This window comes from Streptomyces sp. NPDC052701 (genome assembly GCF_040678355.1).
In the GTDB taxonomy this organism is placed as follows: Bacteria; Actinomycetota; Actinomycetes; order Streptomycetales; family Streptomycetaceae; genus Streptomyces.
In genome coordinates this window covers 1-22,795 of sequence record NZ_JBFATO010000010.1, presented here as the reverse complement: position 1 = coordinate 22,795, position 22,795 = coordinate 1, and the positions used below count along the sequence as shown (strand labels likewise).

Annotated in this window: 21 protein-coding genes, 1 tRNA gene and 1 pseudogene; 14 read left to right on the top strand and 9 right to left on the bottom strand. The window is 74.6% G+C overall.

Annotation, left to right across the window (positions count from 1 at the left end; genetic code table 11):
- The first annotated feature begins 161 nt into the window (after positions 1 to 161).
- Positions 162 to 1,145 (top strand): aldo/keto reductase, encoded by a 984-nt coding sequence (locus tag AB0L29_RS14085; protein ID WP_365826752.1) that lies wholly within the window; start codon positions 162 to 164, stop codon positions 1,143 to 1,145.
- 79 nt (positions 1,146 to 1,224) lie between these two features.
- Positions 1,225 to 2,028, top strand: coding sequence for a DUF427 domain-containing protein (locus AB0L29_RS14080; RefSeq protein WP_365826750.1), 804 nt, complete (start codon positions 1,225 to 1,227; stop codon positions 2,026 to 2,028).
- On the opposite strand, the gene AB0L29_RS14075 is transcribed toward AB0L29_RS14080, so the two are convergent.
- The 5 genes from AB0L29_RS14075 to iolC all read right to left on the bottom strand — a co-directional run bounded on the left by AB0L29_RS14075 (position 2,018) and on the right by iolC (position 7,666).
- A complete protein-coding gene (locus AB0L29_RS14075; RefSeq protein ID WP_365826748.1) occupies positions 2,018 to 2,803 on the bottom strand; it encodes a GntR family transcriptional regulator in 786 nt (261 codons plus the stop codon). The genes AB0L29_RS14080 and AB0L29_RS14075 overlap by 11 nt on opposite strands.
- 205 nt (positions 2,804 to 3,008) lie before the next feature.
- Positions 3,009 to 4,880 (bottom strand): 3D-(3,5/4)-trihydroxycyclohexane-1,2-dione acylhydrolase (decyclizing), encoded by a 1,872-nt coding sequence (iolD, locus tag AB0L29_RS14070; RefSeq protein WP_365826746.1) that lies wholly within the window; start codon positions 4,878 to 4,880, stop codon positions 3,009 to 3,011.
- Positions 4,877 to 5,770: a 5-deoxy-glucuronate isomerase gene (gene iolB / locus AB0L29_RS14065; RefSeq protein WP_365826744.1), complete on the bottom strand. Its 894-nt coding sequence runs from the start codon at positions 5,768 to 5,770 to the stop codon at positions 4,877 to 4,879. Before iolB ends, iolD begins: the two co-directional genes overlap by 4 nt.
- Positions 5,771 to 5,802: 32 nt before the next feature.
- Positions 5,803 to 6,681 carry a deoxyribose-phosphate aldolase gene (locus AB0L29_RS14060; protein ID WP_365826742.1) on the bottom strand — a complete coding sequence of 293 codons (879 nt, stop codon included), beginning with the start codon at positions 6,679 to 6,681 and terminating at the stop codon, positions 5,803 to 5,805.
- A gap of 28 nt (positions 6,682 to 6,709) precedes the next feature.
- Complete coding sequence (iolC, locus tag AB0L29_RS14055) at positions 6,710 to 7,666, bottom strand: 5-dehydro-2-deoxygluconokinase (RefSeq protein ID WP_365826740.1); 957 nt, start codon at positions 7,664 to 7,666, stop codon at positions 6,710 to 6,712.
- A gap of 321 nt (positions 7,667 to 7,987) precedes the next feature.
- Between iolC and AB0L29_RS14050 the strand changes: the two genes are divergently transcribed.
- The 6 genes from AB0L29_RS14050 (at position 7,988) to AB0L29_RS14025 (ending at position 13,851) form a co-directional block, all read left to right on the top strand.
- Positions 7,988 to 9,007, top strand: a complete 1,020-nt coding sequence (locus AB0L29_RS14050) for a sugar ABC transporter substrate-binding protein (protein ID WP_365826738.1) — start codon at positions 7,988 to 7,990, stop codon at positions 9,005 to 9,007.
- Positions 9,007 to 10,083 (top strand): ABC transporter permease, encoded by a 1,077-nt coding sequence (locus AB0L29_RS14045; RefSeq protein WP_365826736.1) that lies wholly within the window; start codon positions 9,007 to 9,009, stop codon positions 10,081 to 10,083. Before AB0L29_RS14050 ends, AB0L29_RS14045 begins: the two co-directional genes overlap by 1 nt.
- A 5-nt stretch (positions 10,084 to 10,088) precedes the next feature.
- Positions 10,089 to 11,000: an ATP-binding cassette domain-containing protein gene (locus tag AB0L29_RS14040; RefSeq protein WP_365826734.1), complete on the top strand. Its 912-nt coding sequence runs from the start codon at positions 10,089 to 10,091 to the stop codon at positions 10,998 to 11,000.
- Position 11,001: 1 nt separating this feature from the next.
- Positions 11,002 to 11,904, top strand: a complete 903-nt coding sequence (locus AB0L29_RS14035; protein ID WP_365826732.1) for a sugar phosphate isomerase/epimerase — start codon at positions 11,002 to 11,004, stop codon at positions 11,902 to 11,904.
- Between the two features lie 18 nt (positions 11,905 to 11,922).
- On the top strand, positions 11,923 to 12,942 hold the full coding sequence (locus AB0L29_RS14030) for a Gfo/Idh/MocA family oxidoreductase (RefSeq protein ID WP_365826730.1): 1,020 nt from the start codon (positions 11,923 to 11,925) through the stop codon (positions 12,940 to 12,942).
- A gap of 306 nt (positions 12,943 to 13,248) precedes the next feature.
- Positions 13,249 to 13,851, top strand: a complete 603-nt coding sequence (locus AB0L29_RS14025) for a GPP34 family phosphoprotein (RefSeq protein ID WP_365826728.1) — start codon at positions 13,249 to 13,251, stop codon at positions 13,849 to 13,851.
- Between the two features lie 407 nt (positions 13,852 to 14,258).
- On the opposite strand, the gene AB0L29_RS14020 is transcribed toward AB0L29_RS14025, so the two are convergent.
- The 3 genes and pseudogenes from AB0L29_RS14020 to AB0L29_RS14010 form a co-directional block, all read right to left on the bottom strand.
- Positions 14,259 to 15,263 (bottom strand): Gfo/Idh/MocA family oxidoreductase, encoded by a 1,005-nt coding sequence (locus AB0L29_RS14020; RefSeq protein ID WP_365826726.1) that lies wholly within the window; start codon positions 15,261 to 15,263, stop codon positions 14,259 to 14,261.
- 45 nt (positions 15,264 to 15,308) lie between these two features.
- Positions 15,309 to 15,437 (bottom strand): annotated as a pseudogene (locus tag AB0L29_RS14015) (short-chain dehydrogenase); the annotation flags it as partial.
- A 132-nt stretch (positions 15,438 to 15,569) separates the two neighbouring features.
- Positions 15,570 to 16,736 carry a phytanoyl-CoA dioxygenase family protein gene (locus AB0L29_RS14010; RefSeq protein WP_365826724.1) on the bottom strand — a complete coding sequence of 389 codons (1,167 nt, stop codon included), beginning with the start codon at positions 16,734 to 16,736 and terminating at the stop codon, positions 15,570 to 15,572.
- A gap of 116 nt (positions 16,737 to 16,852) precedes the next feature.
- On the opposite strand from AB0L29_RS14010, the gene AB0L29_RS14005 reads away from it, so the two are divergent.
- Both AB0L29_RS14005 and AB0L29_RS14000 read left to right on the top strand, forming a co-directional pair.
- The gene (locus tag AB0L29_RS14005; RefSeq protein ID WP_365826723.1) at positions 16,853 to 17,881 is read left to right on the top strand and encodes a LacI family DNA-binding transcriptional regulator; all 1,029 of its coding nucleotides are present in this window, start codon (positions 16,853 to 16,855) and stop codon (positions 17,879 to 17,881) included.
- Between the two features lie 65 nt (positions 17,882 to 17,946).
- Complete coding sequence (locus tag AB0L29_RS14000; protein WP_365826721.1) at positions 17,947 to 18,558, top strand: TMEM175 family protein; 612 nt, start codon at positions 17,947 to 17,949, stop codon at positions 18,556 to 18,558.
- Between the two features lie 79 nt (positions 18,559 to 18,637).
- On the opposite strand, the gene AB0L29_RS13995 is transcribed toward AB0L29_RS14000, so the two are convergent.
- Positions 18,638 to 19,801 carry a Gfo/Idh/MocA family oxidoreductase gene (locus tag AB0L29_RS13995; RefSeq protein ID WP_365826719.1) on the bottom strand — a complete coding sequence of 388 codons (1,164 nt, stop codon included), beginning with the start codon at positions 19,799 to 19,801 and terminating at the stop codon, positions 18,638 to 18,640.
- 109 nt (positions 19,802 to 19,910) lie between these two features.
- Here AB0L29_RS13995 and AB0L29_RS13990 point away from each other — a divergent pair, with 109 nt between their 5' ends.
- From AB0L29_RS13990 to AB0L29_RS13975, 4 genes are all read left to right on the top strand, one after another.
- Positions 19,911 to 20,966, top strand: a complete 1,056-nt coding sequence (locus AB0L29_RS13990) for a LacI family DNA-binding transcriptional regulator (RefSeq protein ID WP_365826717.1) — start codon at positions 19,911 to 19,913, stop codon at positions 20,964 to 20,966.
- Between the two features lie 271 nt (positions 20,967 to 21,237).
- Positions 21,238 to 21,311 (top strand) — tRNA-Pro (locus AB0L29_RS13985).
- Between the two features lie 299 nt (positions 21,312 to 21,610).
- Positions 21,611 to 21,733: a putative leader peptide gene (locus tag AB0L29_RS13980; RefSeq protein WP_365826715.1), complete on the top strand. Its 123-nt coding sequence runs from the start codon at positions 21,611 to 21,613 to the stop codon at positions 21,731 to 21,733.
- Between the two features lie 146 nt (positions 21,734 to 21,879).
- Positions 21,880 to 22,746 carry a glutathione S-transferase C-terminal domain-containing protein gene (locus AB0L29_RS13975; protein WP_365826713.1) on the top strand — a complete coding sequence of 289 codons (867 nt, stop codon included), beginning with the start codon at positions 21,880 to 21,882 and terminating at the stop codon, positions 22,744 to 22,746.
- Positions 22,747 to 22,795: the final 49 nt, after the last annotated feature.

Genomic DNA, 22,795 nt, shown 5'->3' with positions numbered 1-22,795 from the left:
GGGCCGGCCCGTCCGGACAGGAGGGCGGGGGACGGTTCCACCGCGTCGCCGGAGTCCGTACGCGCCCTCGCGGACCGAACGTCCTTGACTTGGAGCGCACTTCAGACTGAAGACTTCCTCCCGTGCGCCCCGGGGCGGGGCGCGAACGGGAGGGAGCAGCCATGAAGTACCGCACGATCGGCACCGATCCGCACACCCGCCGCGAGGTGAGCGTGCTCGCGCTCGGCGCGATGCTGTTCGGGTCGGTGACCGACGAGAAGACCTCCTTCGCCGTGCTCGACCGCTACGTCGAGGCCGGCGGGAACTTCATCGACACCTCCGACAACTACGCGTTCTGGACCGACGGCGGCCAGGGCGGCCACAGCGAGGAACTCCTCGGCCGCTGGCGCCGCAGCCGCGGCGTCGGCGACGAGGTGGTCATCGCCACCAAGCTCGGCGCCCGCCCCCTGGCCCCCGGCACCGGCTACGTCGACAATCCGGAGGGCCTGTCGGCGAAGGTGATCCGCGAGTCGGCCGAGCGCAGCAGGGAGCGGCTCGGCGTGGAGAGGCTGGACCTGCTGTACGCCCACATCGAGGACCGCACCGTCCCCCTGCGGGAGACCGTCGAGGGCTTCGCCGCCCTGGTCGCCGAGGGCACGGTGGGCCTGCTCGGCGTGAGCAACCACGCCGTGTGGCGCGTGGAACGGGCCCGCGCCCTCGCCGCCGCGGCCGGACTGCCCGGCTACGAGGTGCTCCAGTACGCGCACAGCCACCTGCGTCCCCGCACCGACGTGCCCGACGACCTGTTCCCCGACGGCAGCCTCGGCCACGCGGGCGCGGAACTGCTCTCCTACCTCAGGGCCGAGCCGGGCCTGACCCTGGTCGCCTACTCGCCCCTGCTGAAGGGCGCCTACACCCGCCCGGACCGGCTGCCGGCCGACTTCGACCACCCCGGCACCCCCGCCCGGCTGGCGGCGCTGCGCGAGGTGGCCCGCGAGACCGGCGCGACCGTCAACCAGGTGGTGCTGGCGTGGCAGCTCGGCGGCGGGCTGCCGATCGTCCCGCTCGTCGGGGTGTCCTCGCCGGCGCAGCTGGAGGAGAACCTGGCCGCCGTGGACCTGGAGCTGACCGCGCAGCAGCGGGCCCGCCTGGACACCGCGCACTGAGCGCCGGGGCCGCGGGGCGGGCGGCCGGCGGCGGTGGGACCGTGGAGGGGGGAGCGGACGTCCGGAGGGAGCCCCGGCCATGACCACCCACCTCGCGGCCCTCGCCATGCGGACCACACCGGAAGGACTCGTGTGGGAGCCCGGCGAGCGCTGGGTGCGCGGACGCAAGGGCGACGTCACCGTCGTCGACAGCCGCCACCCCGTCCTCGTCTGGGAGCCGCACCTGCCGGTGCCGCAGTACGCCTTCCCCCGCGAGGAGGTCCGCACCGACCTCCTCCGCCCGGCGAAGGACCCGCCCGCCGGCCGGCACACCGGCTCGCGGGTCTTCTACGACCTCGACGCCGACGGCGAGGTACGGCGCAACGCGGCCTGGACGTTCCCCGCCGAGGACCTGTCCGGCCACATCGCCTTCGAGTGGTTCCCGCGCACCGACACGGGCCTGGACCACTGGTACGAGGAAGAGGAGGAGATCTTCGTCCACCCCCGTGACCCGCACAAGCGGGTCGACGCGCTGCCCAGCAGCCGCCACGTCCGCATCGAGCTCGCCGGCACGGTCGTGGCGCGGACCCGCCGGCCGGTGCTGCTCTTCGAGACCGGCCTGCCGCCGCGGTACTACCTCCCGCCCGAGGACGTCCGCCTCGACCTGTTCGAACCCACCGGCCACAGCACCGGCTGCCCGTACAAGGGCACGGCCCGGTACTGGACCTGGCGCGGCGGGGGCGGGGTGCCCCGGAACGTCCTGTGGAGCTACCCCGAGCCGCTGCCCGCGGTGGCCCCGATCAAAGGCCTCCTCGCCTTCTACGACGAAGCCGTCGACGTCACCGTGGACGGCGAGCGCCTGAGGCGCCCGGTGACGCCCTTCACCGCGAGCCTCACGCCCTGACCAGCAGCCGGAAGTCGAACGAGTACCGGGAGGCGCGGTAGAGGTGCCTGCCGTACTCCACCGGGCGTCCGCCCTGGTCGTACGCGGTGCGCTCCACGGTGAGCAGCGCGGCGCCCTCCTCCTCGTCGAGGCGGGCGGCCTCCTCGGCGGTGGCCGAGCGGGCGCCGACGGTCTGGCGGGCGCTGTGCAGGGTGACGCCGGCTGCCCGCATCACCCGGTACAGGCCGGTCGACTCCAGCCGGGCGCCGTCGAGGTCCGGCAGGCCCGCCGGAAGGTAGGTGCACAGCAGGGCGAGGGGCCGGCCGTGCGCGCGGCGCAGCCGCTCCAGGAGGACGACCTCGGCGCCTTCCGGGACGGCGAGGGCGGCGGCCACGTCCGCGGCGGCCGGGACGGTCTCGTTGCGCACCACCTGCGTGGTGGGGTCCTGGCCGGCCGCCTCCAGGTCGTCGTGGAGGCTGCTCAGTTCCAGGGGCCGCCTGACCCGGCTGTGCACCACCTGGGTGCCCACCCCGCGCCGCCGGACCAGCAGCCCCTTGTCGACCAGGGACCGGATGGCCTGGCGGACGGTGGGGCGGGACAGGCCCAAGCGCGCGGACAGGTCGACCTCGTTGCCCAGGCGGTCTCCCGGGGCGAGGACGCCGCGCTCGATCGCCGCCTCCAGCTGCCGGGCGAGCTGGTGGTACAGCGGCACCGGACTGCCCCGGTCCAGGGCGAAGTCCAGCGGGCCGGCCGCGGGGGCGGTCACGGCGCGGGCGCGGTCACCGGTCCTCGCCATGGACGTACCTCCTTCCGAGGGCTCCGGACGGTCAGGGGCGGCCCCGGGCGCCCCGGGCGCCCCGGGCGCCCCGGGCGCCGGGGGCGCCCGGGGCGCCGGCGGCCGTGGACCGGCCCGAAGCGGCCGGAGGCGTCCTCCACGGGCCTGCCGCCGATCCGGTGGGCGAGGGTCTTCACGGGGCGCGGGGACCTTTCGGGGCAGGGGCTCAGAGGTGGCGGCGGCGGTCGGCGACCCGGCGGTCGTACTCCCGGCGCGCCCGCACGGCGGCCTCCCGGGAGGCGGTCTCGGCCACCGGCACGTCCCACCAGGCCTCGGCCGGGGGAGCGGTGGGCGTCGGGTCGGTCTCGACGTACACGCAGGTCGGCCGGTCCGCGGCGCGGGCCGCGGCGAGCGCCTCGCGCAGCTCGCGCACCGTCCCCGCGCGCAGCACGTCCATGCCGAGGCTGGCCGCGTTGGCGGCGAGGTCGACGGGGAGCGGGGCGCCGGTGAAGGTGCCGTCGGCGGCCCGGTGGCGGTAGGCGGTGCCGAAGCGCTCGCCGCCGACCGACTCGGACAGGCCGCCGATGGAGGCGTACCCGTGGTTCTGGACCAGGACCACCTTGATGGGCAGGCCCTCCTGGACGGCGGTCACGAGCTCCGTCGGCATCATCAGGTAGGTGCCGTCGCCGACCAGGGCCCACACCGGCGTGCCGGGGGCGGCCTGCTGGACGCCGAGGGCCGCCGGGATCTCGTAGCCCATGCAGGAGTAGCCGTACTCCAGGTGGTACTGGCGCGGGCCGCGCGAGCGCCACAGCTTGTGCAGGTCGCCGGGGAGCGAACCCGCCGCGTTGATCACCACGTCGTCGTCGCCCACGACCGCGTCCAGGGCGCCCAGCACCTGCGTCTGCGTCGGGACCGCGTGGTCGTCCTCGGCCCGGTAGGCCGCCTCGACCACCTGCTCCCAGCGCTCCTTGCCCGCGCGGTACCCGGCCTCGTACGACGGGTCCACGCGGTGTCCGGCCAGGGCCTCGGTGAGCTGTTCGAGGCCGGTCCTGGCGTCGCAGACCAGGGTCCGCGCGGCCAGCTTGTGGGCGTCGAAGCCGGTGATGTTGAGGTTCACGAACCGCACGCCGGGGTTCTGGAAGAGCGTGCCGGAGGCCGTGGTGAAGTCCGTGTAGCGGGTGCCGACGCCGATGACCAGGTCGGCGGTGCGGGCGATGTCGTCGCAGACCGCGGTGCCGGTGTGGCCGATGCCGCCGAGGTCGGCGGGGTGGTCGTGGCGCAGGGAGCCCTTGCCGGCCTGGGTGGAGGCGACCGGGATGCCGGTGGCCGCCACGAACGCCGCCAGCGCCTGCTCGGCCTCGCTGTGGTGGACGCCGCCGCCCGCGACGACCAGGGGGCGCGCGGCCGAGCGGATCGCCTCCGCGGCCGCCGCCAGCTCCACCGGGTCCGGCGCGGGACGCCGCACGTACCAGACGCGCTCGGCGAAGAACTCCTCCGGCCAGTCGTACGCCTCGGCCTGCACGTCCTGCGGGAGGGCGAGGGTGACGGCGCCGGTCTCGGCCGGGTCGGCCAGCACCCGCATGGCGTTGAGCGCCGAGGGGATCAGCGCCTCCGGGCGGGTGATCCGGTCGAAGTACCTGGACACCGGGCGCAGGGTGTCGTTCACCGAGACGTCCGCCTCGACCGGGTGCTCCAGCTGCTGGAGCAGGGGGTCGGCGGCGTGTGTGGCGAAGTAGTCGCCGGGGAGCAGCAGCACCGGCAGCCGGTTGACGGTGGCGAGGGCGGCGCCGGTGACCAGGTTGGTGGCGCCCGGGCCGATGGACGTCGTCACCGCCTGCGCGGAGAGGCGGTTGAGCTGGCGGGCGTGGGCGACGGCCGCGTGCACCATGGACTGCTCGTTGCGGCCCTGGTGGAACGGCATGACGTCCGCGTGCTCGACGAGCGCCTGGCCGATCCCGGCGACGTTGCCGTGGCCGAAGATGCCCCAGGTGCCGGCGATCAGCCGGCGCCGTACGCCGTCCCGCTCGGTGTACTGGGCGGACAGGAACCGCACCAGCGCCTGGGCGGTCGTCAGTCGGCGGGTCGTGGCGCTCATGCGGACGTCTCCGGTGCGGTGTAGAGGGGGAGCCGGGGGTCGACGGGCCGGTCCGGCCAGGTGTCGCGGATCCAGGCGTGGTCGGGGTGGTCGCAGATCAGCCAGGCGCGCTCGGCCCCGGGGCCCGCCATGACGTTGAGGTAGTACATGTGGTGGCCCGGCACGGCCATCGACGGACCGTGCCAGCCGTCCGGGATGAGGACGACGTCGCCGTCGCGGACCTCGGCGAGCACGTCCGTCCCGCGGCCCCGGCCGGACGGCGAGACCCGCTGGTAGCCGAGGCCGGGCGTGCCCTCGTGGGCGGCGAACTCGAAGTAGTAGATCTCCTCCAGCACGGACTCCTCGCCCGGCCGGTGCTCGTCGTGCTTGTGCGGCGGGAAGGACGACCAGTTGCCGCCCGGGGTGAGCACCTCGACCGCGATGAGCTTGTCGCACTCGAACACCCCGGCCGCGCCGAAGTTGTTGACCTGCCGGGAGCAGGCGCCGGTGCCGCGCAGCTCCACGGGGACGGAGGAGGCCGGGCCGTAGCGGGCGGGCAGGCGGCGGGAGCAGCGGGCGCCGGTCAGCGCGAACCGGCCGCCCCCGGCGGACGTCACGGTCGCGCGGGCGTCGCGCGGCACGTACGCGAAGTCGCTGACGGCGCTGAAGACGTCGGGGCGGCCCCGCAGGTCGAAGGTGTCCCGGCCGAAGTCGTCGGCCGCGGCGACCGTGCAGGCGCCGCTGAGCGGCAGGACGATCCACTCGCTGTCGCCGGTGTCGAAGGCGTGCGTGCCGCCCGGCGGCAGTTCCAGGATCCGCAGGCCGGCGTGGCCCCAGCCGGCCCTCTCGGGCGTGACGTCGACGACGTAGGGGCCGCCGAGGGCCTTGCCGGCGGGAAGGTGGTAGGTCATGGTGTCCCTCTCGGATCGCGTCCGGATCGCGGTCACAACAGGCCGACGGCCGTGTCCACCGCCTGCTCCACGCTGCCCTCGGCCGGGTAGAGCAGCGACCGGCCCACCACCATCCCCTGGACGGTGGGCAGCCGCAGCGCCTTGCGCCAGCGTGCGTAGGCGCCCTCCTGGTCGGCGCCGACCTCGCCGCCGAGCAGCACGACCGGCAGGGTGGAGGTCTCCAGCACCTCGGCCATGTCGTCGGGATCCTCGGTGACGGGCAGCTTCAGCCAGGTGTAGGCGGAGGTGCCGCCCAGGCCCGAGGCGATGGCGACGGAACGGGTGACGGCCTCGGCGGACAGGTCGTTGCGGACCCGGCCGCCGACGCGGCGGGAGATGAACGGCTCGACGAAGACCGGCAGCCGGCGCGCGGCCATCGCGTCGATCGCCCGGGCGGTGGACTCCAGTGTGGCCAGCGAGCCGGGGTCGTCGTAGTCGATGCGCAGGAGCAGCTTGCCGGCGTCGAAGCCGAGGCGTTCGATGTCCTCGGCACGGTGGCCGGTGAAGCGGTCGTCCATCTCGAAGGCGGCTCCGGCGAGCCCCCCGCGGTTCATCGACCCCATCACGACCTTGTTCTCCAGCACCCCGAGGAGCAGCAGGTCCTCCAGGACGTCGGCGGTGGCGAGCACCCCGTCCACGCCGGGCCGGGACAGCGCCACGCACAGGCGCCGCAGCAGATCGGCGCGGTTGGCCATGGCCAGGCGCCGGTCGCCGACGGCCAGCGCGCCGCGGGCCGGGTGGTCGGCGGCCACGATCATCAGGCGGCCGCTGTCACCGAGCAGCGGGCGGCGCGCCCGGCGCGCGGCCGCCTCGGCGACGGCCTGCGGATTGCGGGCCCTGACCGCGGTGAGGTCGGGGATGCTGAGGTTCACGTCGGGCTCCGTTCGAGAGGGGCTCACGTCAGCCGCGCGCGAGGAGGTCGTCGACCTCGGACCCGGTCGGCATCGCGGAGGAGCAGGCGAGGCGGGAGGCGACGAGGGCGCCGGCGGCGTTGGCGTACCGCATGGTCCTCGTCAGGTCCCAGCCGGAGAGCAGGCCGTGGCAGAGCGAGCCGCCGAACGCGTCGCCCGCACCGAGGCCGTTGACCACCTCGACCGGCACCGGCGGCACCTCGGCCCGGGTGCCGTCGCGGTGCACGGCGAGCACGCCCCTGGGGCCCTGCTTGACGACGGCCAGCTCGACGCCCGTCGCCAGCAGCGCCTCCGCGCACGCCCGCGGCTCGCGCACGCCGGTGGCGATCTCGCACTCGTCGAGGTTGCCGACCGCGACGGTGGCGTGGCGCAGCGCCTGGCGGTAGTACGGGCGGGCCTGCTCGGGGTCGCGCCAGAACATCGGGCGCCAGTCGAGGTCGAAGACGGTGGTGCCCGCCCTGCCGCGCGCCTCCAGGGCGGCGAGCGTGGCGGAGCGGCTCGGCTCCTCGCTCAGCCCGGTGCCGGTGACCCAGAAGACGCGGGCCCCGCGGATGGCGGGGAGGTCCAGCTCGTCGGGGCGGATCTCCAGGTCGGGGGCCTTGGGGCGGCGGTAGAAGTACAGCGGGAAGTCGTCCGGCGGGAAGATCTCGCAGAAGGTGATCGGGGTCGGGTACGCGGCGACCGGGGTCACCCAGCGGTCGTCGACCCCGAAGTCCTTCAGCGCCTGGTGCAGGTAGGCCCCGAAGGGATCGTCGCCGGTGCGCGTGATCACCGCGGCGGAACGGCCGAGCCGGGCGGCGGCGACCGCCACGTTGGCGGCCGAGCCCCCGAGGAACTTCCCGAAGGTCTCCACTTGGGCCAGGGGTACGCCGGTCTGCAGGGGGTAGAGGTCGACCCCGATGCGGCCCATCGTGATCAGGTCGAAATACTGGGCTGAGTCGGCCATGCGCGACGCTCCTCGAGCTGCTGGGGATGCGGGTCCCGGGACGCCCTGCCACCGTGGGGGCGGGAAGTCCGGGGCCTGCCGCCTCCCAGATGTAGGTCTCGGAGGGCGGCGCTGTCAATAGTTTGTACTTACATTCGGACCTGTGCGTGAAATGATGTCTTAACAAAGTATTGACAGGGGGCGTGCCAAGGGCTTGGATCCGGTCCCAGCGCAACAGCCGTTTTCGAGGCATCATGACCCGGACTCCGCAGGGCACCGGGCCTCCCGGATCCCTGTGGTCCCCGACCTTCCCCGCAGCAGCACAGTGAGGTGCCAGGAAAGATGGACCGCTCTTCTCAGCCCCGCTCCCGCAGGATCGCGCCCGTCGTCGCGGTCGCCGCGGCAGCCGCCCTGACCCTCGCCGGCTGCTCCAGCAGTTCCGGGGGCAAGAAGTCCGAGGGCGGCGGGGCCGACGCCTCCGCGGGCAAGGCGACCACGCCGCGGATGACGGTCGCCCTCGTCACCCACCAGTCGCCCGGCGACACCTTCTGGGACATCGTCCGCAAGGGCGCCGAGGCCGCGGCCGCCAAGGACAACATCAAGCTCGTCTACTCCGCCAACCCCAGCGCGGGCGAGCAGGCCAACCTGGTGCAGAACGCCATCGACCAGAAGGTCGACGGCATCGCGGTCACCCTCGCCAAGCCGGACGCCCTCAAGAGCGTGATCGGCAAGGCCGAGCAGGCCGGCATACCCGTCGTCGGCCTCAACTCCGGCCTGAACGACTGGAAGGACCTGGGCCTGCTGCAGTTCTTCGGGCAGGACGAGAGCGTGGCGGGCGAGGCGTTCGGCAAGAAGCTGAACGAGGTCGGTGCCAAGAAGGCCGTCTGCGTGATCCACGAGCAGGGCAACGTGGGCCTGACCCAGCGCTGCGACGGCGTGAAGAAGACCTTCGAGGGCAAGACCGACACCCTCTACGTCAACGGCACCGACATGCCGTCCGTGAAGTCGACGATCACCGCCAAGCTGAAGCAGGACTCCGCCATCGACCACGTCGTCACCCTCGGCGCCCCCTTCGCGCTGACCGCGGTGCAGTCGGTGGACGAGTCCGGCAGCAAGGCGAAGGTCGCCACCTTCGACCTCAACAAGGACCTCACCAAGGCCGTCCAGGACGACACCATCCGGTTCGCCGTCGACCAGCAGCCCTACCTCCAGGGCTACCTGGCGGTCGACTCCCTGTGGCTCTACAAGAACAACGGCAACTACAGCGGCGGCGGCGAGCAGCCGGTGCTGACCGGCCCGGCCTTCGTGGACAAGTCCAACGTCGAGCGGATCGCCGAGTTCGCCGCGAAGGGCACCCGGTGATGAGCATGACCCAACAGGCTGCGCCGGCGGTGGGCTCACCGCCGGCTCCCGGCCCGAAGCAGAGCGACGGCCGGACCCGGCAGCGCCCCCTCGCGCTGCGCCTGCTGGCCCGGCCCGAGGTCGGCGTCTTCCTCGGCGCCGTCGCCGTGCTGGTGTTCTTCCTGTTCGCCGCGCCGCCGGTGCGCGACGGCAGCTCGATGGCCAACATCCTGTACCAGTCGTCGACCATCGGGATCATGGCCCTGCCCGTGGCCCTGCTGATGATCGGCGGCGAGTTCGACCTGTCGGCCGGCGTCGCCGTGATCACCTCGGCGCTGACCGCGTCGATGCTCAGCTACCAGCTCACCCTGAACGTGTGGATGGGCGTCGTCGCCGCCCTGGTCGTGTCCCTGGCGATCGGCGCCTTCAACGGCTGGATGCTGGTGAAGACCGGACTGCCCAGCTTCCTGGTCACCCTCGGCACCTTCCTGATCCTGCAGGGCGCCAACCTGGCCGTCACCAAGCTGGTCACCGGCAACGTCGCCACCGACGACATCAGCGACATGGACGGCTTCTCCCAGGCCAAGGCGCTCTTCGCCTCCTCCTTCGACGTCGCCGGCGTCCAGGTCAAGATCACCGTCGTGTGGTGGCTGGTCTTCGCCGCCCTGGCCACCTGGGTGCTGCTGCGCACCAAGTACGGCAACTGGGTCTTCGCGTCCGGCGGCAACAAGGACAGCGCCCGCGCGGTCGGCGTCCCGGTGACCTTCACCAAGATCTCGCTGTTCATGCTGGTCGGCTTCGGCGCCTGGTTCGTCGGCATGCACAACCTGTTCTCCTTCAACACCGTGCAGTCCGGCGAGGGCGTCGGCCAGGAGCTCATCTACATCGCCGCGGCCGTCATCGGCGGCTGCCTGCTCACCGGCGGCTACGGCTCCGCGATCGGGCCGGTCTTCGGCGCCTTCATGTTCGGCATGGTGCAGCAGGGCATCGTCTACGCCGGCTGGAACCCCGACTGGTTCAAGGCCTTCCTCGGCGTGATGCTGCTCGGCGCCGTCCTGATCAATCTGTGGGTCCAGCGCACGGCGACCCGGAGGTGAGCGCAATGACCAGCAACACGACCGGCACCCACGGGGCCGTCCTGAAGGACACCGCGCCCGAGGGGGACCGCCCCCTGGTGGAACTGCGCGGGGCCGGCAAGTCCTACGGCAACATCCGCGCCCTGCACGGCGTCGACCTGGCCGTCCGCCCCGGCGAGGTCACCTGCGTGCTCGGCGACAACGGGGCCGGCAAGTCCACCCTCATCAAGATCGTCTCCGGGCTGCACCAGCACACCGAGGGCGAGTTCCTCGTCGACGGCGAACCGGTGCGCTTCTCCACCCCGCGCGAGGCCCTCGACCGGGGCATCGCCACCGTCTACCAGGACCTGGCCGTCGTCCCGCTCATGCCGGTGTGGCGCAACTTCTTCCTCGGCTCCGAGCTGACCAAGGGCCCCTGGCCGCTGCGCCGCCTCGACATCGCCCGGATGAAGCGGACCGCGGACGAGGAACTGCGCAACATGGGCATCGTCCTGGACGACCTGGAGCAGCCCATCGGCACCCTGTCCGGCGGCCAGCGCCAGTGCGTGGCGATCGCCCGCGCGGTCCACTTCGGCGCCCGCGTCCTCATCCTGGACGAGCCGACCGCCGCCCTCGGCGTCAAGCAGTCCGGCGTGGTGCTGAAGTACATCGCCGCCGCCCGCGACCGCGGCCTCGGCGTCATCTTCATCACCCACAACCCCCACCACGCCTACATGGTCGGCGACCACTTCAGCGTGCTGCGCCTGGGCACCCTGGAGCTGAGCGCCGGCCGCAGCGAGGTCACCCTGGAGGAACTGACCGACCACATGGCGGGCGGCGCCGAACTGGCCTCCCTGAAGCACGAGTTGGCGCAGGTCCGCGGCGTCGACGTCGCAGGGCTCCCGGACGAGGGAGACCTCACGGCCCCCGTAGCGGCATCCTCGGAAGGGAAGTCCTGACATGGCCCCTGTGCTCGACCGCATCCGGGTCGGCTCCGCCCCCGACTCCTGGGGCGTGTGGTTCCCCGACGACCCGCGGCAGGTGCCCTGGCAGCGCTTCCTCGACGAGGTCGCCGAGGCCGGCTACGCCTGGATCGAACTCGGCCCCTACGGCTACCTGCCCACCGACCCGGCCCGCCTCACCGACGAGGTGAGCAGGCGGAACCTGAAGGTCTCGGCGGGCACGGTCTTCACCGGCCTGCACCGGGGACCGGCGGTGTGGGAGTCCACCTGGGAGCACGTCGGCCAGGTCGCCGCCCTCACCCGCGCCATGGGAGCCAAGCACCTCGTCGTCATTCCGTCCTTCTGGCGCGACGACAAGACGGCCGAGATCCTGGAGCCGCCGGAGCTCACCCCCGAACAGTGGGCGTACCTGACGAAGGGCATGGAGCGGCTCGGCCACGAGGTGAAGGAGACCTACGGCCTGGACATCGTCGTCCACCCGCACGCCGACACCCACATCGACACCGAGGAACACGTCGAGCGGTTCCTGGACTCCACCGACTCCGACCTGGTCAACCTCTGCCTGGACACCGGGCACTACGCCTACTGCGGCGGCGACAGCGTCAAGCTGATCGAGACCTACGGCGAGCGCATCGGCTACCTGCACCTCAAGCAGGTCGACCCGCGGATCCTCGCCGAGGTGCGGGCCGGCGGGGTCCCGTTCGGCCCGGCCGTGCAGCGCGGCGTGATGTGCGAACCCCCCGCCGGCGTCCCGGAGCTGGGGCCGGTGCTGGAGGCCGCGCAGAAGCTCGGCGTGGAGCTCTTCGCCATCGTCGAGCAGGACATGTACCCCTGCGAGCCCGACAAGCCGCTGCCCATCGCGGTACGCACCCGCAGGTTCCTGCGTTCCTGCGGCGCCTGACGACCCGAGGGGGAGGGCATGAGCCGGAGCGAGACGCTCGGGGTCGCCGTCATCGGCGCGGGCCGGATGGGAGCCGACCACGTGCGCCGCGTCGACCGGGTCACCAGCGGCGCCCGGGTGACCGCCGTCGTGGACGTCGACGGGGAGCGGGCCGAGGCCGTCGCGGCCCGCGTCGACGGCTGCACGGCCCACACCGACCCGGCCGCCGCCCTGGCGGCGGCCGACGTCGACGCCGTGCTCGTCGCCTCCCCGGGCCCGGCGCACGAGGCTGCGCTGCTCGCCGCGCTGGAGCGCGACCTGCCCGTGCTGTGCGAGAAGCCGCTCACCCCCGACGCGGCCTCCGCGCTGCGCGTCCTGGACGCCGAACAGCGACTCGGCCACCGCCGCATCCAGGTCGGCTTCATGCGCCGCTACGACGCCGAGTACACCAGGCTCAAGGCGCTGCTGGACACCGGGCAGCTGGGCCGCCCGCTGATGCTGCACAACCGGCACCGCAACGTGGCCGGTCCGCCCTTCTTCACCAGCTCCATGCTCATCACCGACTCCGTGGCCCACGAGGTGGACGCGACCCGCTGGCTGCTCGGCCACGAGATCAGGGCCGTCACCGTGCTGCGCCCGACCCCGTCCGCCCACGCGCCGGACACCCTGCAGGACCCGCAGTTCGTCGTCCTGGAGACCGACGGCGGCGCCCTGTCCGACGTCGAGATCTTCGTCAACTGCGGCTTCGGCTACCAGGTGCAGGCCGAGGTCGTGTGCGAACGCGGCACCGCCCGCATCGGCGACGGCCACGCCCTGGTGACCCACACGGCCGGCCGCTGGGGCGGCACCATCGCCCAGGACTGGACCGAACGCTTCGCCGACGCCTACGACCGCGAGGTCCAGGCCTGGGTCGACGCCGCCCGCCGCGGCGAGGTCACCGGCCCCGGCGCCTGGGACGGCTACGCCGCGTCCGCCGTGTGCGAGGCGGGCGTACGGGCGCTGGAGGAGGGCGGCCGGGTGGAGGTCGAGCTGGTGGAGAAGCCGGCACTGTACCGGTGAGCGGGGCGGTCGCCGGACCCGGGCCGCGGGGATCCGCCCCGGGTGCCGCGACGCCCCTCCGGCCGGCGGGTCCCTCCGGCCGGCGGGCCCCTCCGATCGGCGGGCCCCTCCGATCGGCGGGTCCCTCCGGCCGGCGGGTCCCTCCGGCGGTCCGGCCCCGCTGCCGGGACGTCCCCGGCCGCGCGGGGGAGGGCCGGGCGCGCACGGCGCGCCGTACGCCACCCCGGCGGGGTACGGCGGACGGGTACGGCTCACTCGTCCGGCGCCGGCGGCGTAACGTCACCTGTGCCGTCGAGAGGAGCGCTGATGAGCGCGGCACGCGACCTGATGATCGTCGCGATGGACGTGGCGCCCGGCCGGCACGTGGCACAGGGGGACCTGTCGCTCGCGCTGGCCGGGGCCGAGCTGGTCGACCTGCTCCGCGCCGAGGCGGTGACGCTCGACGGCGACCGCGTGGTGCCGGGGGCGACGCCGTCCCTCGACGACCCCCTGCTGGAGCGGGCCGCGGCGGGGCTGGTGCGGGACGAGCCGTACGAGCCGGTCGAGGACTGGCTGTGGCGCAGGGGCCGCGGACTGGCCCAGGAATACCTGACCGTCCTGGAGGCGGAGGGCCTGCTCGTACGTCCCCGCGGCTCCTGGCTCCCCTTCCGCAGCGCCCGGCCGGTGCCGGCCGAGTCCCCCGCCCGGCAGCGGGCCGCGCACCGCTGGGCGGCCGACGAGCCGGTGCTCACCACCCTCGCGGCGGTCGCCGGGGTGCGCGGCGAGGTGCCCGAGGACGTCCCGCCGCCCGAGGGCGCGGCCCAGACCGTGTGCGCCGCCGTGGCCGACGCGGTGGCGGAACTGGAGGCCGTACGCCGGCGGCGGGCCATCGAGAACGCCGCGTTCTCCAACGTCTGGCGCGGCGCGTGAGACCGGCGGGACCCGTCCCGGCGGGACGGCCGCGAGGTGAGCTCCTCCCCTGAGGAGGGACGACCGTCGGACTCCGAGCCCGGCGGCACGGCCGCGCCCCGCACCCCGTGCGCCAGCCGTGGGGCACGCGTGCACCGGTTCTCCGCGGGGGCACCGTCGCGACGGGCGTCCCCCTCGTGCCGACGGGGGGGCGGACGGCCTGGGGTCTGTCGTCGGACTCCCGTCGTCCGCCCGGAGGGCGGGCCCCGCGGCGTCGGGTGCGTGCTCCCGGCGTGCCGGGCGCGGGCCCTCGTACGGGATGTACCCGGGTCCGCGCCCGGTACGGCGGAGTGCGTGCAGGGCGTCGCGGGGCAGGCGGGAGTTCGACGACAGACCCTACGGCCCGCCCCCCGTCCGGCGCCGGCGGGTCACATCGACCGCACCTCGTCGATCCGCACCGGCCGGCGCCGCGCCAGCGACAGCGTGCACGCCTCGGCGATCCACCCCGCCTCCAGCGCGTCCCCGACGGTGCAGGGGGAGGGCCGGGTACCGGCCACGACCTCGGTGAACGCGGTGAGTTCGGCACGGTAGGCCGCGGCGAAGCGGTCCATGAAGAAGTCGTGCGGGCTGCCCGCGGGGAACCTCACGCCGGGCTCGACCGACCGCAGCGGCAGCTTGTCCTCCAGACCGACGGCGATGGAGTCCTCAAAGCCGTGCAGCTCCATGCGGACGTCGTAGCCCCGGCCGTTGTGGCGGCTGTTGGAGACCACCGCGATCGTGCCGTCGTCCAGGGTGAGGACCGCGCCGGTGGTGTCGGCGTCACCGGCGCGCGCGATGTACTCGGCGCCCTTGTTGCCGCCGACGGCGTACACCTCGCTCACCTCGCGGCCGGTCACCCAGCGGATGATGTCGAAGTCGTGCACGGAGCAGTCGCGGAAAATGCCGCCGGAGGCGGCCACGTACGCGGCGGGCGGCGGCGCCGGGTCCAGCGTGACCGACCGCACGGTGTGCAGCTGCCCCAGCTCACCGCCGCGCACGGCGGCCCGGGCGGCGGCGAACCCGGCGTCGAAGCGGCGGTTGTAGCCGATCTGGACCGGCACGTCCCGGTCCTGGACGGCCCTGAGCACCTCGACTCCCTCGGCCATGGTGCGGGCGACGGGCTTCTCGCAGAAGACGGGCACGCCGGCCTCGACTCCGGCGAGGATCAGGGCGGGGTGGGCGTCGGTCGCCGCGGCGACGACGAGACCGTCCACACCGGCGGCCAGCAGGGCCTCGGGGGAGTCCGCGACCTGCGCGCCGAACCGTTCCGCGGCGGCCTTCGCGGCGTCCGCGAACGGGTCGGACACGACGAGGGACTCGACGGCGTCGAGCCCGGAGAGGGTCTCGGCGTGGAAGGCGCCGATGCGGCCGAGGCCGAGGATTCCGATGCGCATGGGTCCTTGCTCCTTGAATGCGGGTCCTGCCGGGGCACAGGGGGGTCAGTCGGGTCCGCCGGGCACGTTCCGGTCCCGGCCGGCCACGGACCCGGTGACCACCCCGGACCGTTCCGACAGCGGGAAGACCACGAAACCGGCGGTCTCCTCCGGCCGGCCGAGCCTGCCCGGCAGGGCCTCACCGGGTCCGGCGCGGCGTCCGGTGGCGGCCACGACCGCGCGGACGGTGGCCCGCGCGGGCGCGGCGCCGGCGCCCCGGCCGCCGACGCCGACGGCCCCGTCGTCGGGAAGTCCCATGGTCCGTCCTCAGCTCTGCCGCCGCCCGGCGCCGGCCCGCAGCTCCGCCCGCAGCCGTCGCGGCGTCCACTCCTCGCGCAGCGCCCGCCGCACGACGTCCGCCTGCGAGGGCGGGGCCAGGCCGTCGGCCGGCGGGTCGCTGTCGAGGTTGGTGGGGAAGGGGTAGCCCTCGGCGCTCGCCGCGACGACGTTCTCCAGCCACCGCTGCGTGGCGCCCTCGGCCTTGCGTCCGAGCAGCACCGGATAGACGGCGCCCACGACGGCCTCCCGGTCCACCGTCTCCATCGCGCGCCCGAACGCGGACGACACCTGCAGCAGGTTGGCCATGCGCCGGATGCCCGCCGAGCGGTTGGCGCCGGCGGCGTGGAACAGCGCCGGGTTGAAGAAGAGCGCGTCGCCCTTGGCGAGCGGGAGCTGGACGCGGTGCGCCTCGAAGTAGGCCCGGAACTCCGGACGGCGCCAGGCCAGGTAGCCAGGCTCGTACTTCTGCGAGTGCGGCAGGTACATCGTCGGCCCGGACTCGACCGGCATGTCGCAGTGCGCGACCGCGCCCTGGAGGGTCAGTACGGGGGAGAGGCGGTGCACGTGCGCCGGGTAGGCGGCGGCGGCCTCGTCGGACAGGAAGCCCAGGTGGTAGTCGCGGTGCGCGGTCTGCGCGGCACCGCCGGGGTTGACCACGTTGATCTGCGAGGTGACCTGGTAGCCGGGGCCCAGCCAGGCCGAGGACACCAGGGCGATCACGTCGTTGGCGTAGTAGTCGGCGAACGCCGCCGGGTCGTACAGGGCCGCCTTCTCCAGGGCGTTCCACACCCGGTCGTTGGCGCCCGGCTTCGCGAAGTGGTCGCCGGCCGTCGCGCCCGAGGCGCGCTGCCCGGCGATCAGGGCGTCGAAGACGGCGGTGGCCCGGTCGACGACGGCCGGGTCCGCGAAGGCGCCCCGGAACACCACGACGCCGGGGCCGTCGGCGAGCGCGTGCACCAGCTCGTCCCGCAGCGCGCGGCCCGCCTCCAGCCGGGCGGCGTCGTACACCGGCACGCCCTGCTCCACGGCGGCGGCGTGCGGAAGGCCGGCGGGGTCGGTCTCCTGCTCGACCAGTGCGCGGAAGGCGTCCAGGTCGCAGTCCTGCCCGGACAGCCAGGCACGGTGGTGTGCGGTGACGGAGGACGTGGAGGACATGGAGGACATCGTCGTCCCTTCGGGCTCACGAGCGACGCGGCCCTGTCATTCTTGTCAGTACAAACCCCTCGAACAACCGGCAGGAAGCCATCAAAAAACCCTCAAGGAGCCGCCGCATGGGCCACCCCTTCCCGCTCCGGGAGATCGCGCGTCAGGCCGGGCTGAGCGAGGCCACCGTCGACCGGGTCCTCAACGGCCGGGGCGGGGTGCGCGAGAGCACCGCGCAGGAGGTGCACCGGGCGATCGCCGACCTGGACCGGCAGCGCACCCAGGTCCGGCTCGTCGGCCGCACCTTCATGGTCGACATCGTGATGCAGGCCCCCGAGCGCTTCACCACCGCCGTCCGCGCGGCCCTGGAGGCCGAACTGCCCTCCCTGCACCCGGCCGTGGTGCGCTCGCGCTTCCACTTCCGCGAGACCGGCCCGGTCGCCGCACTGGTCGGGATCCTGGACCGGATCGCCCGGCGCGGCTCCCAGGGCGTCGTCCTCAAGGCCCCCGACGTCCCCGAGGTCACCGCCGCCGTCGGCCGGCTCGCGGAGGCGGGCATCCCGGTCGTGACCCTGGTGACCGACCTGCCCGCCAGCGCCCGCCTCGCCTACGTCGGCATCGACAACCGGGCGGCGGGCGCGACGGCCGCCTACCTGACGGGCCAGTGGCTGGGCGACCGCCCCGGCAACGTCCTTACCAGCCTCAGCAGCGGCTTCTTCCGCAACGAGGAGGAGCGCGAGATGGGCTTCCGCGGCGCCATGCGCGCCCGGCACCCCGAGCGCGCCCTCGTCGAGATCACCGAGGGCCAGGGCCTGGACGCCACCCAGTACGACCTCGTCCGCGCAGCCCTGGAACGCGATCCGGACATCTGCGCGGTCTACTCGATCGGCGGCGGCAACATCGCCACGCTGCGGGCGTTCGAGGACCTCGGCCGCACCTGCGCCGTCTTCGTCGCGCACGACCTCGACCACGACAACACCCGGCTGCTGCGCGAGCACCGGCTGTCCGCCGTGCTCCACCACGACCTGCGCCACGACCTGCGCGAGGCCTGCCACCTCGTGATGCGCGCCCACGGCGCCCTGCCGCCGGCGGGACCGACCCTGCCGTCCGCGATCCAGGTGGTCACGCCCTACAACATGCCCGCGCCCGTACGGTGACATCCGGGGCGCGGCCCGGGCGTGTATCCCCGCCCGGCGGGCCCCGGCTCCCTACCGTCGTGCGCATGTGGAAGTCGAGCCCGGACGGCGGGCCCGAGCGGCTCCTGACGCTCGCCGACGGCGTCTTCGCCATCGCCGTCACCCTGCTGGTCCTGGACCTCTCCGTGCCGCGCGGGCTGGACTCCGCGCAGTACCGGGCGGCACTGCGCGGCCTCCTCCCGGACCTGGGGGCCTACGCGCTCAGCGTGGCGGTGCTGGGCGGCTTCTGGCGCGACCACCGCCGGATCTTCCGCACGGTCCGGCAGGTCGACGGACAGGTGGTCGTGCTGTCCCTGCTCGGCCTCGCCGTCGCGGCCCTGCTGCCCTTCCCCACCCGGCTGGTCTCCGACTACGGCGACGAACCCGCCTCGGTCGCCGTCTACGCGGCCGCGGTCGCCGCGCTCGGCGCCACCCACCTCGCCCTGGACATGCTCCTGGCCGGGCGCCCCTGGCTGAGCGACGGCACACCCCCCGACCCGGAGGCCGGGTTCTACCGCCTGGACCTCGGCACGACGGTGGTGGTGTTCCTCCTCACCGTTCCGCTGGCCCTGGTGGTGGGGCCCGCGGCCGCGTGGTGGTGGCTCGTCCTGATCCCGGCCAAGTACGTGATCGCCCGGCGGGCCCGCCGGGCGCGCTGACCGTTCTCCCTCACGCGGCCCGCCGGCGCGTTGACCGCTCTACCTCACGCGGCCCGTCGGGTGCGCTGACCGCTCTCCCTCACGCGGGCGCGTCCACCGCGATCCAGGCGCCGCTCTCGGCGGACCGGCTCATCGCGTCCAGGACGGCGGCGCTGCGCACGGCGTCCGCGAGGACGGCGCCGTACGGCGTGCCCTCGGCGATCGAGCGCAGGAAGCGGTACGCCTCGATGACCTTCAGGTCGTCGTAGCCCATGGCGTTCGCCGCGCCCGGCTGGAAGGCCGCGAACTCCCCGTGGCCCGGGCCGACGTACACCGTGCTCACGGGCTGGTCCTGGTACGTCGTGCCGCGGCTGACCGCGAGCTCGTTCATGCGCCGGAAGTCCCAGGACACCGCTCCCCGGGTGCCGTGCACCTCGAAGCCGTAGTTGTTCTGCTCGCCGACCGAGACCCGGCAGGCCTCCAGGACACCGCGCGCGCCGGAGGCGAAACGCAGCAGGCAGCCGACGTAGTCCTCGTTCTCGACGGGGCCCAGCTCGCCGCCCGCGGCGCGGGAGTGGCCCGCCGTGGCGCCGGCCGGGCGGGCCCGCTCGGGCAGGAAGACGGCCGTGTCGGCGGCGAGGGAGACGATGTCGCCGAGCAGGAAGCGGGCCAGGTCGGCGCCGTGCGAGGCCAGGTCGCCCAGCACCCCGCTGCCGCCGCGCTCGCGCTCGTAACGCCAGGTCAGGGCAGCCTCCGGGTGGGCCGCGTAGTCGCTGAACAGCCGGATGCGCGCATGCGTGACGGTGCCGATCTCCCCGGCGGCGATCAGGTCCCGGGCGGCCTCGACGGCGGGGGCGTTGCGGTAGTTGAAGCCGACCGCGCCCTGCACGCCGGCCCGGGCGACCGCGTCGGCGACCGCGCGGGCGTCCGCGGCGGTCAGGCCGACCGGCTTCTCGATCCAGAGGTGCTTGCCGGCCTCGGCCATCGCCACGCCGATCTCACGGTGCAGGAAGTTCGGGGCGGTGACGCTGACCGCCTTCACGCGCGGGTCGGCGGCCACCTCACGCCAGTCGCGGGTCGTCGAGGCGAAGCCGAACTGCGCGGCGGCCTCCTCCGCACGCCCCGGCACCTCCTCGGCGACCGCGACGAGCTCCGGGCGCAGGGGCAGCAGCGGATAGTGGTGCGCCACGCGCGCGTACGCCTGGGTGTGCACCCGCCCCATCCAGCCGAAACCGACGACGGCGACGCCGAGCGTGTCCACCATGAGAGCCCCTCTTTGGACCGTTCCAGAACTTTCCGGCCCACCCTGGGCGCGCCTGTGCACGCTGTCAACCCTTTGACAACCCCCGACGGCCCGTGGAACGGTCCAACACATGAGACCGCCGACGATCCGCGACGTGGCCGAACGGGCCGGTGTCTCCAAGTCGCTGGTCTCACTGGTGCTGCGCGGCTCCGGGCGGGTGCGCCCCGAGAAGCGGGAGGCCGTGCTGCGGGCGGCCCGGGAGCTCGGCTACCGGCCGAACGCCGCCGCCCGCAGCCTCAGCGAGCGGCGCGGCCTGCCCCGAGCCCTCGACTCCGCTCGGCCAGGGGGCGCCCCCGTGGTCGGCGTCCTCCTCGACGACCTGCGCAACCCCTGGTTCGTCGACCTCCTGGACGGCCTCGACTCCCTGCTGCACGCGAACGGCCTGCGCATGCTGCTCGCCGACGCCCGCCTCAACCGCCGCGCCGGGCAGGACCCGGCCGACCTCTTCCTGGACCTGCGCGTCGACGGCCTGGTCGTGGTCGGCACGCTGCCCGATCCGGCAGTGCTCGGCGCGGTCGCCGGGCGGATACCGGTCGTCCTGGCGGGCGCCCGCGAGCGGGTGCCGCCCGGCGTGGACGTGGTGGCGGGCGACGACGAGCGCGGCGCGCGCCTGGCCACCGAGCACCTCCTCGGCCTCGGCCACCGCCGTATCGCGCACATCACGGGCCACGGCGCGGTCGGTGAACTGCGCCGCCGCAGCTTCGAGGCGACGATGCGGGCCCGGGGACCGGCCGCCGAGGCGGTGGTCGAGCCCGGCGACATGACCGAGGAGGGCGGCTACCGCACCGCCGTCCGCCTGCTCAGCCGCCCCGACCGCCCCACCGCCGTCTTCGCCGTCAACGACGTCGCCTGCGTCGGCGCCCTGTCGGCGGCCGGGGAACTGGGCCTGCGGGTCCCGCACGACGTGTCCGTGGTCGGCTACGACAACACGGGCATCTCCCGGCTGCGCCACCTGTGGCTCACCACCGTGGACAACGCGAGCCACGAGGTCGGCCGCCGCGCCGCCCGCTGCCTCCTCGACCGCTTCGAGCGGCCCGGGGGGCACGGGCGGCTCCACCTCGCCGCACCGACACTGGAGGTCCGGCGCACGACGGCACCGCCGCCCGGGCGGGCCTCCGGCGGCTGACGCCCGGGCGGGCTCCCGGCGGCTGACGCCCGGCGCGGCGCTCCGCCCCGGCCCCGCCCGCGGCGCGTGACCGAGCGCGCCTCGCGCGGCGGCCCGTGCGCCACCCACGTCCGTGCGGCCGCTCCGGGTGCGCCGTTCGTCACCGGCCCGCCCGGTTCCCGCCCGAGCCGCCGGGCTGCCCGCCCGGGGCCGCGCCGGCCGCTCGGGCCCGCCACGCCCATGAGGTAGGGTTGACCTGCGCGATCACACGGGCCGACCGTGTGGGACGCACCGGGACGTGGCGCAGCTTGGTAGCGCACTTGACTGGGGGTCAAGGGGTCGCAGGTTCAAATCCTGTCGTCCCGACGGTGTGAAGACGCGGCAGGAGGCCGTGCCGGAGCGATCCGGCACGGCCTCCTGTGCGTTCGGGCCACGCGCAGGAGACGCTCGGCGCCCGTGCCGTCGAAGCGATGCCGGAGCGGGGCCGGGGGAGGGCCGCCGGGGTGCCGATGCCGTGCTCCGGGCCCGGGGCGCCGTCGACGACGGCCGGGCCGCCGCGGCGGCCCGCACATCCGGGTCCGCCTCACTTCGTGGACGCCCCCTTGACCGGCGGGCGGGAACGGGCCGACACTCCACAAGGATCCCTAGTGAACGGGTAGGAAAACATGGGGCGCCTTGAGTCGGTCACCGGCCGAGCGAGCAGTACGCCGCGGCCGTCGCCCCTGCTGACCTCCCGCCGGCACATCGACCTGCTGCGCGTCTGCAGCGCGATCAGCCCGCTGCGCTGAGCCCGGGCCCCTCCCGCGTCCACCGGCGGTGCCCCCGACGGGCGGCACCCCGCCCGTGCCCGTGCCGAACGCCCCTCACCCGACGTCCCTTCCGCCGCGCGTCCGCGCCTCCTCGCGCCCACGCGCGCTCATCCCCGGGGAGAACCATGTCCGTCACACCGCTCGCCCCCGTCACCTCCGGCCGGACCGCCGCCGTCTTCCGGGGCAGGATCGGCCGGGACGCGCGCAGCGGGCACTACGCCGTGCCGCGCCGCTACCGCCTCCACCTGTCGCCCGGCTGTCCGCGCAGCCTGCGCATCGCCGTCGTCCACGGCCTGCTGGGCCTGGACGACGCCTGTCCTGTGGAGTTCCTCGACGCCGTCCCCGACTGTCCCGACGGCGGCCACCTCGCGCTGCGCCCGCTGTACGAGGCGAGCGCGCACCGCTACACCGGACCGGCCGCGGCGCCGGTGCTCAGCGACGACTGGTCGGGCCGGATCGTGAGCACCCACGCCCCGGACATCACGCGCGACCTGGCCCGGCACTTCGGCGCGGGCCGCCCGGCGCTGTACCCGTGCGGTGCGCAGGCGGAGATCGAGGCCGTCGAGCGGCTGTGCGCCGAGGGCCTGGACGCGGCCGCGCAGCGTGCCGGGCGGGCGGGAGCCGACGCGGGGGAGCGGTCGGCGGCGCTCGGCGAACTGCTGGCCGCCCTGGGCGCGCTGGAGCGCCGGCTGGCCGCGCGGCCCTACCTCCTCGGCGACCGGCTCACCGCCGCCGACGTCGAGGTGTGGGCCGCGCTGGTGGAACTCGACACCGTCCACCGCGTCCACCTGGACGCCGCCGCCGTGCACCGCATCGCCGGCCACCCCGCCCTGTGGGCCCACGCCCGTCGCCTGACCGCCCACCCCGGCATCGGCGTCCACCTCGACCTCGACGGCATCGCCCGCCGGCACCGCGCCCACTGCCGCGGCCTGGAGGCCGCCGGAGCCGCGGTGGGCGTCCTCGACTGGCCGGCCCACGTCCGCCGGGCCTGACCCCCGGGTCCCGGCGGCCCGTGCCCGGCGCCCGCGGGCGCCGGGCACG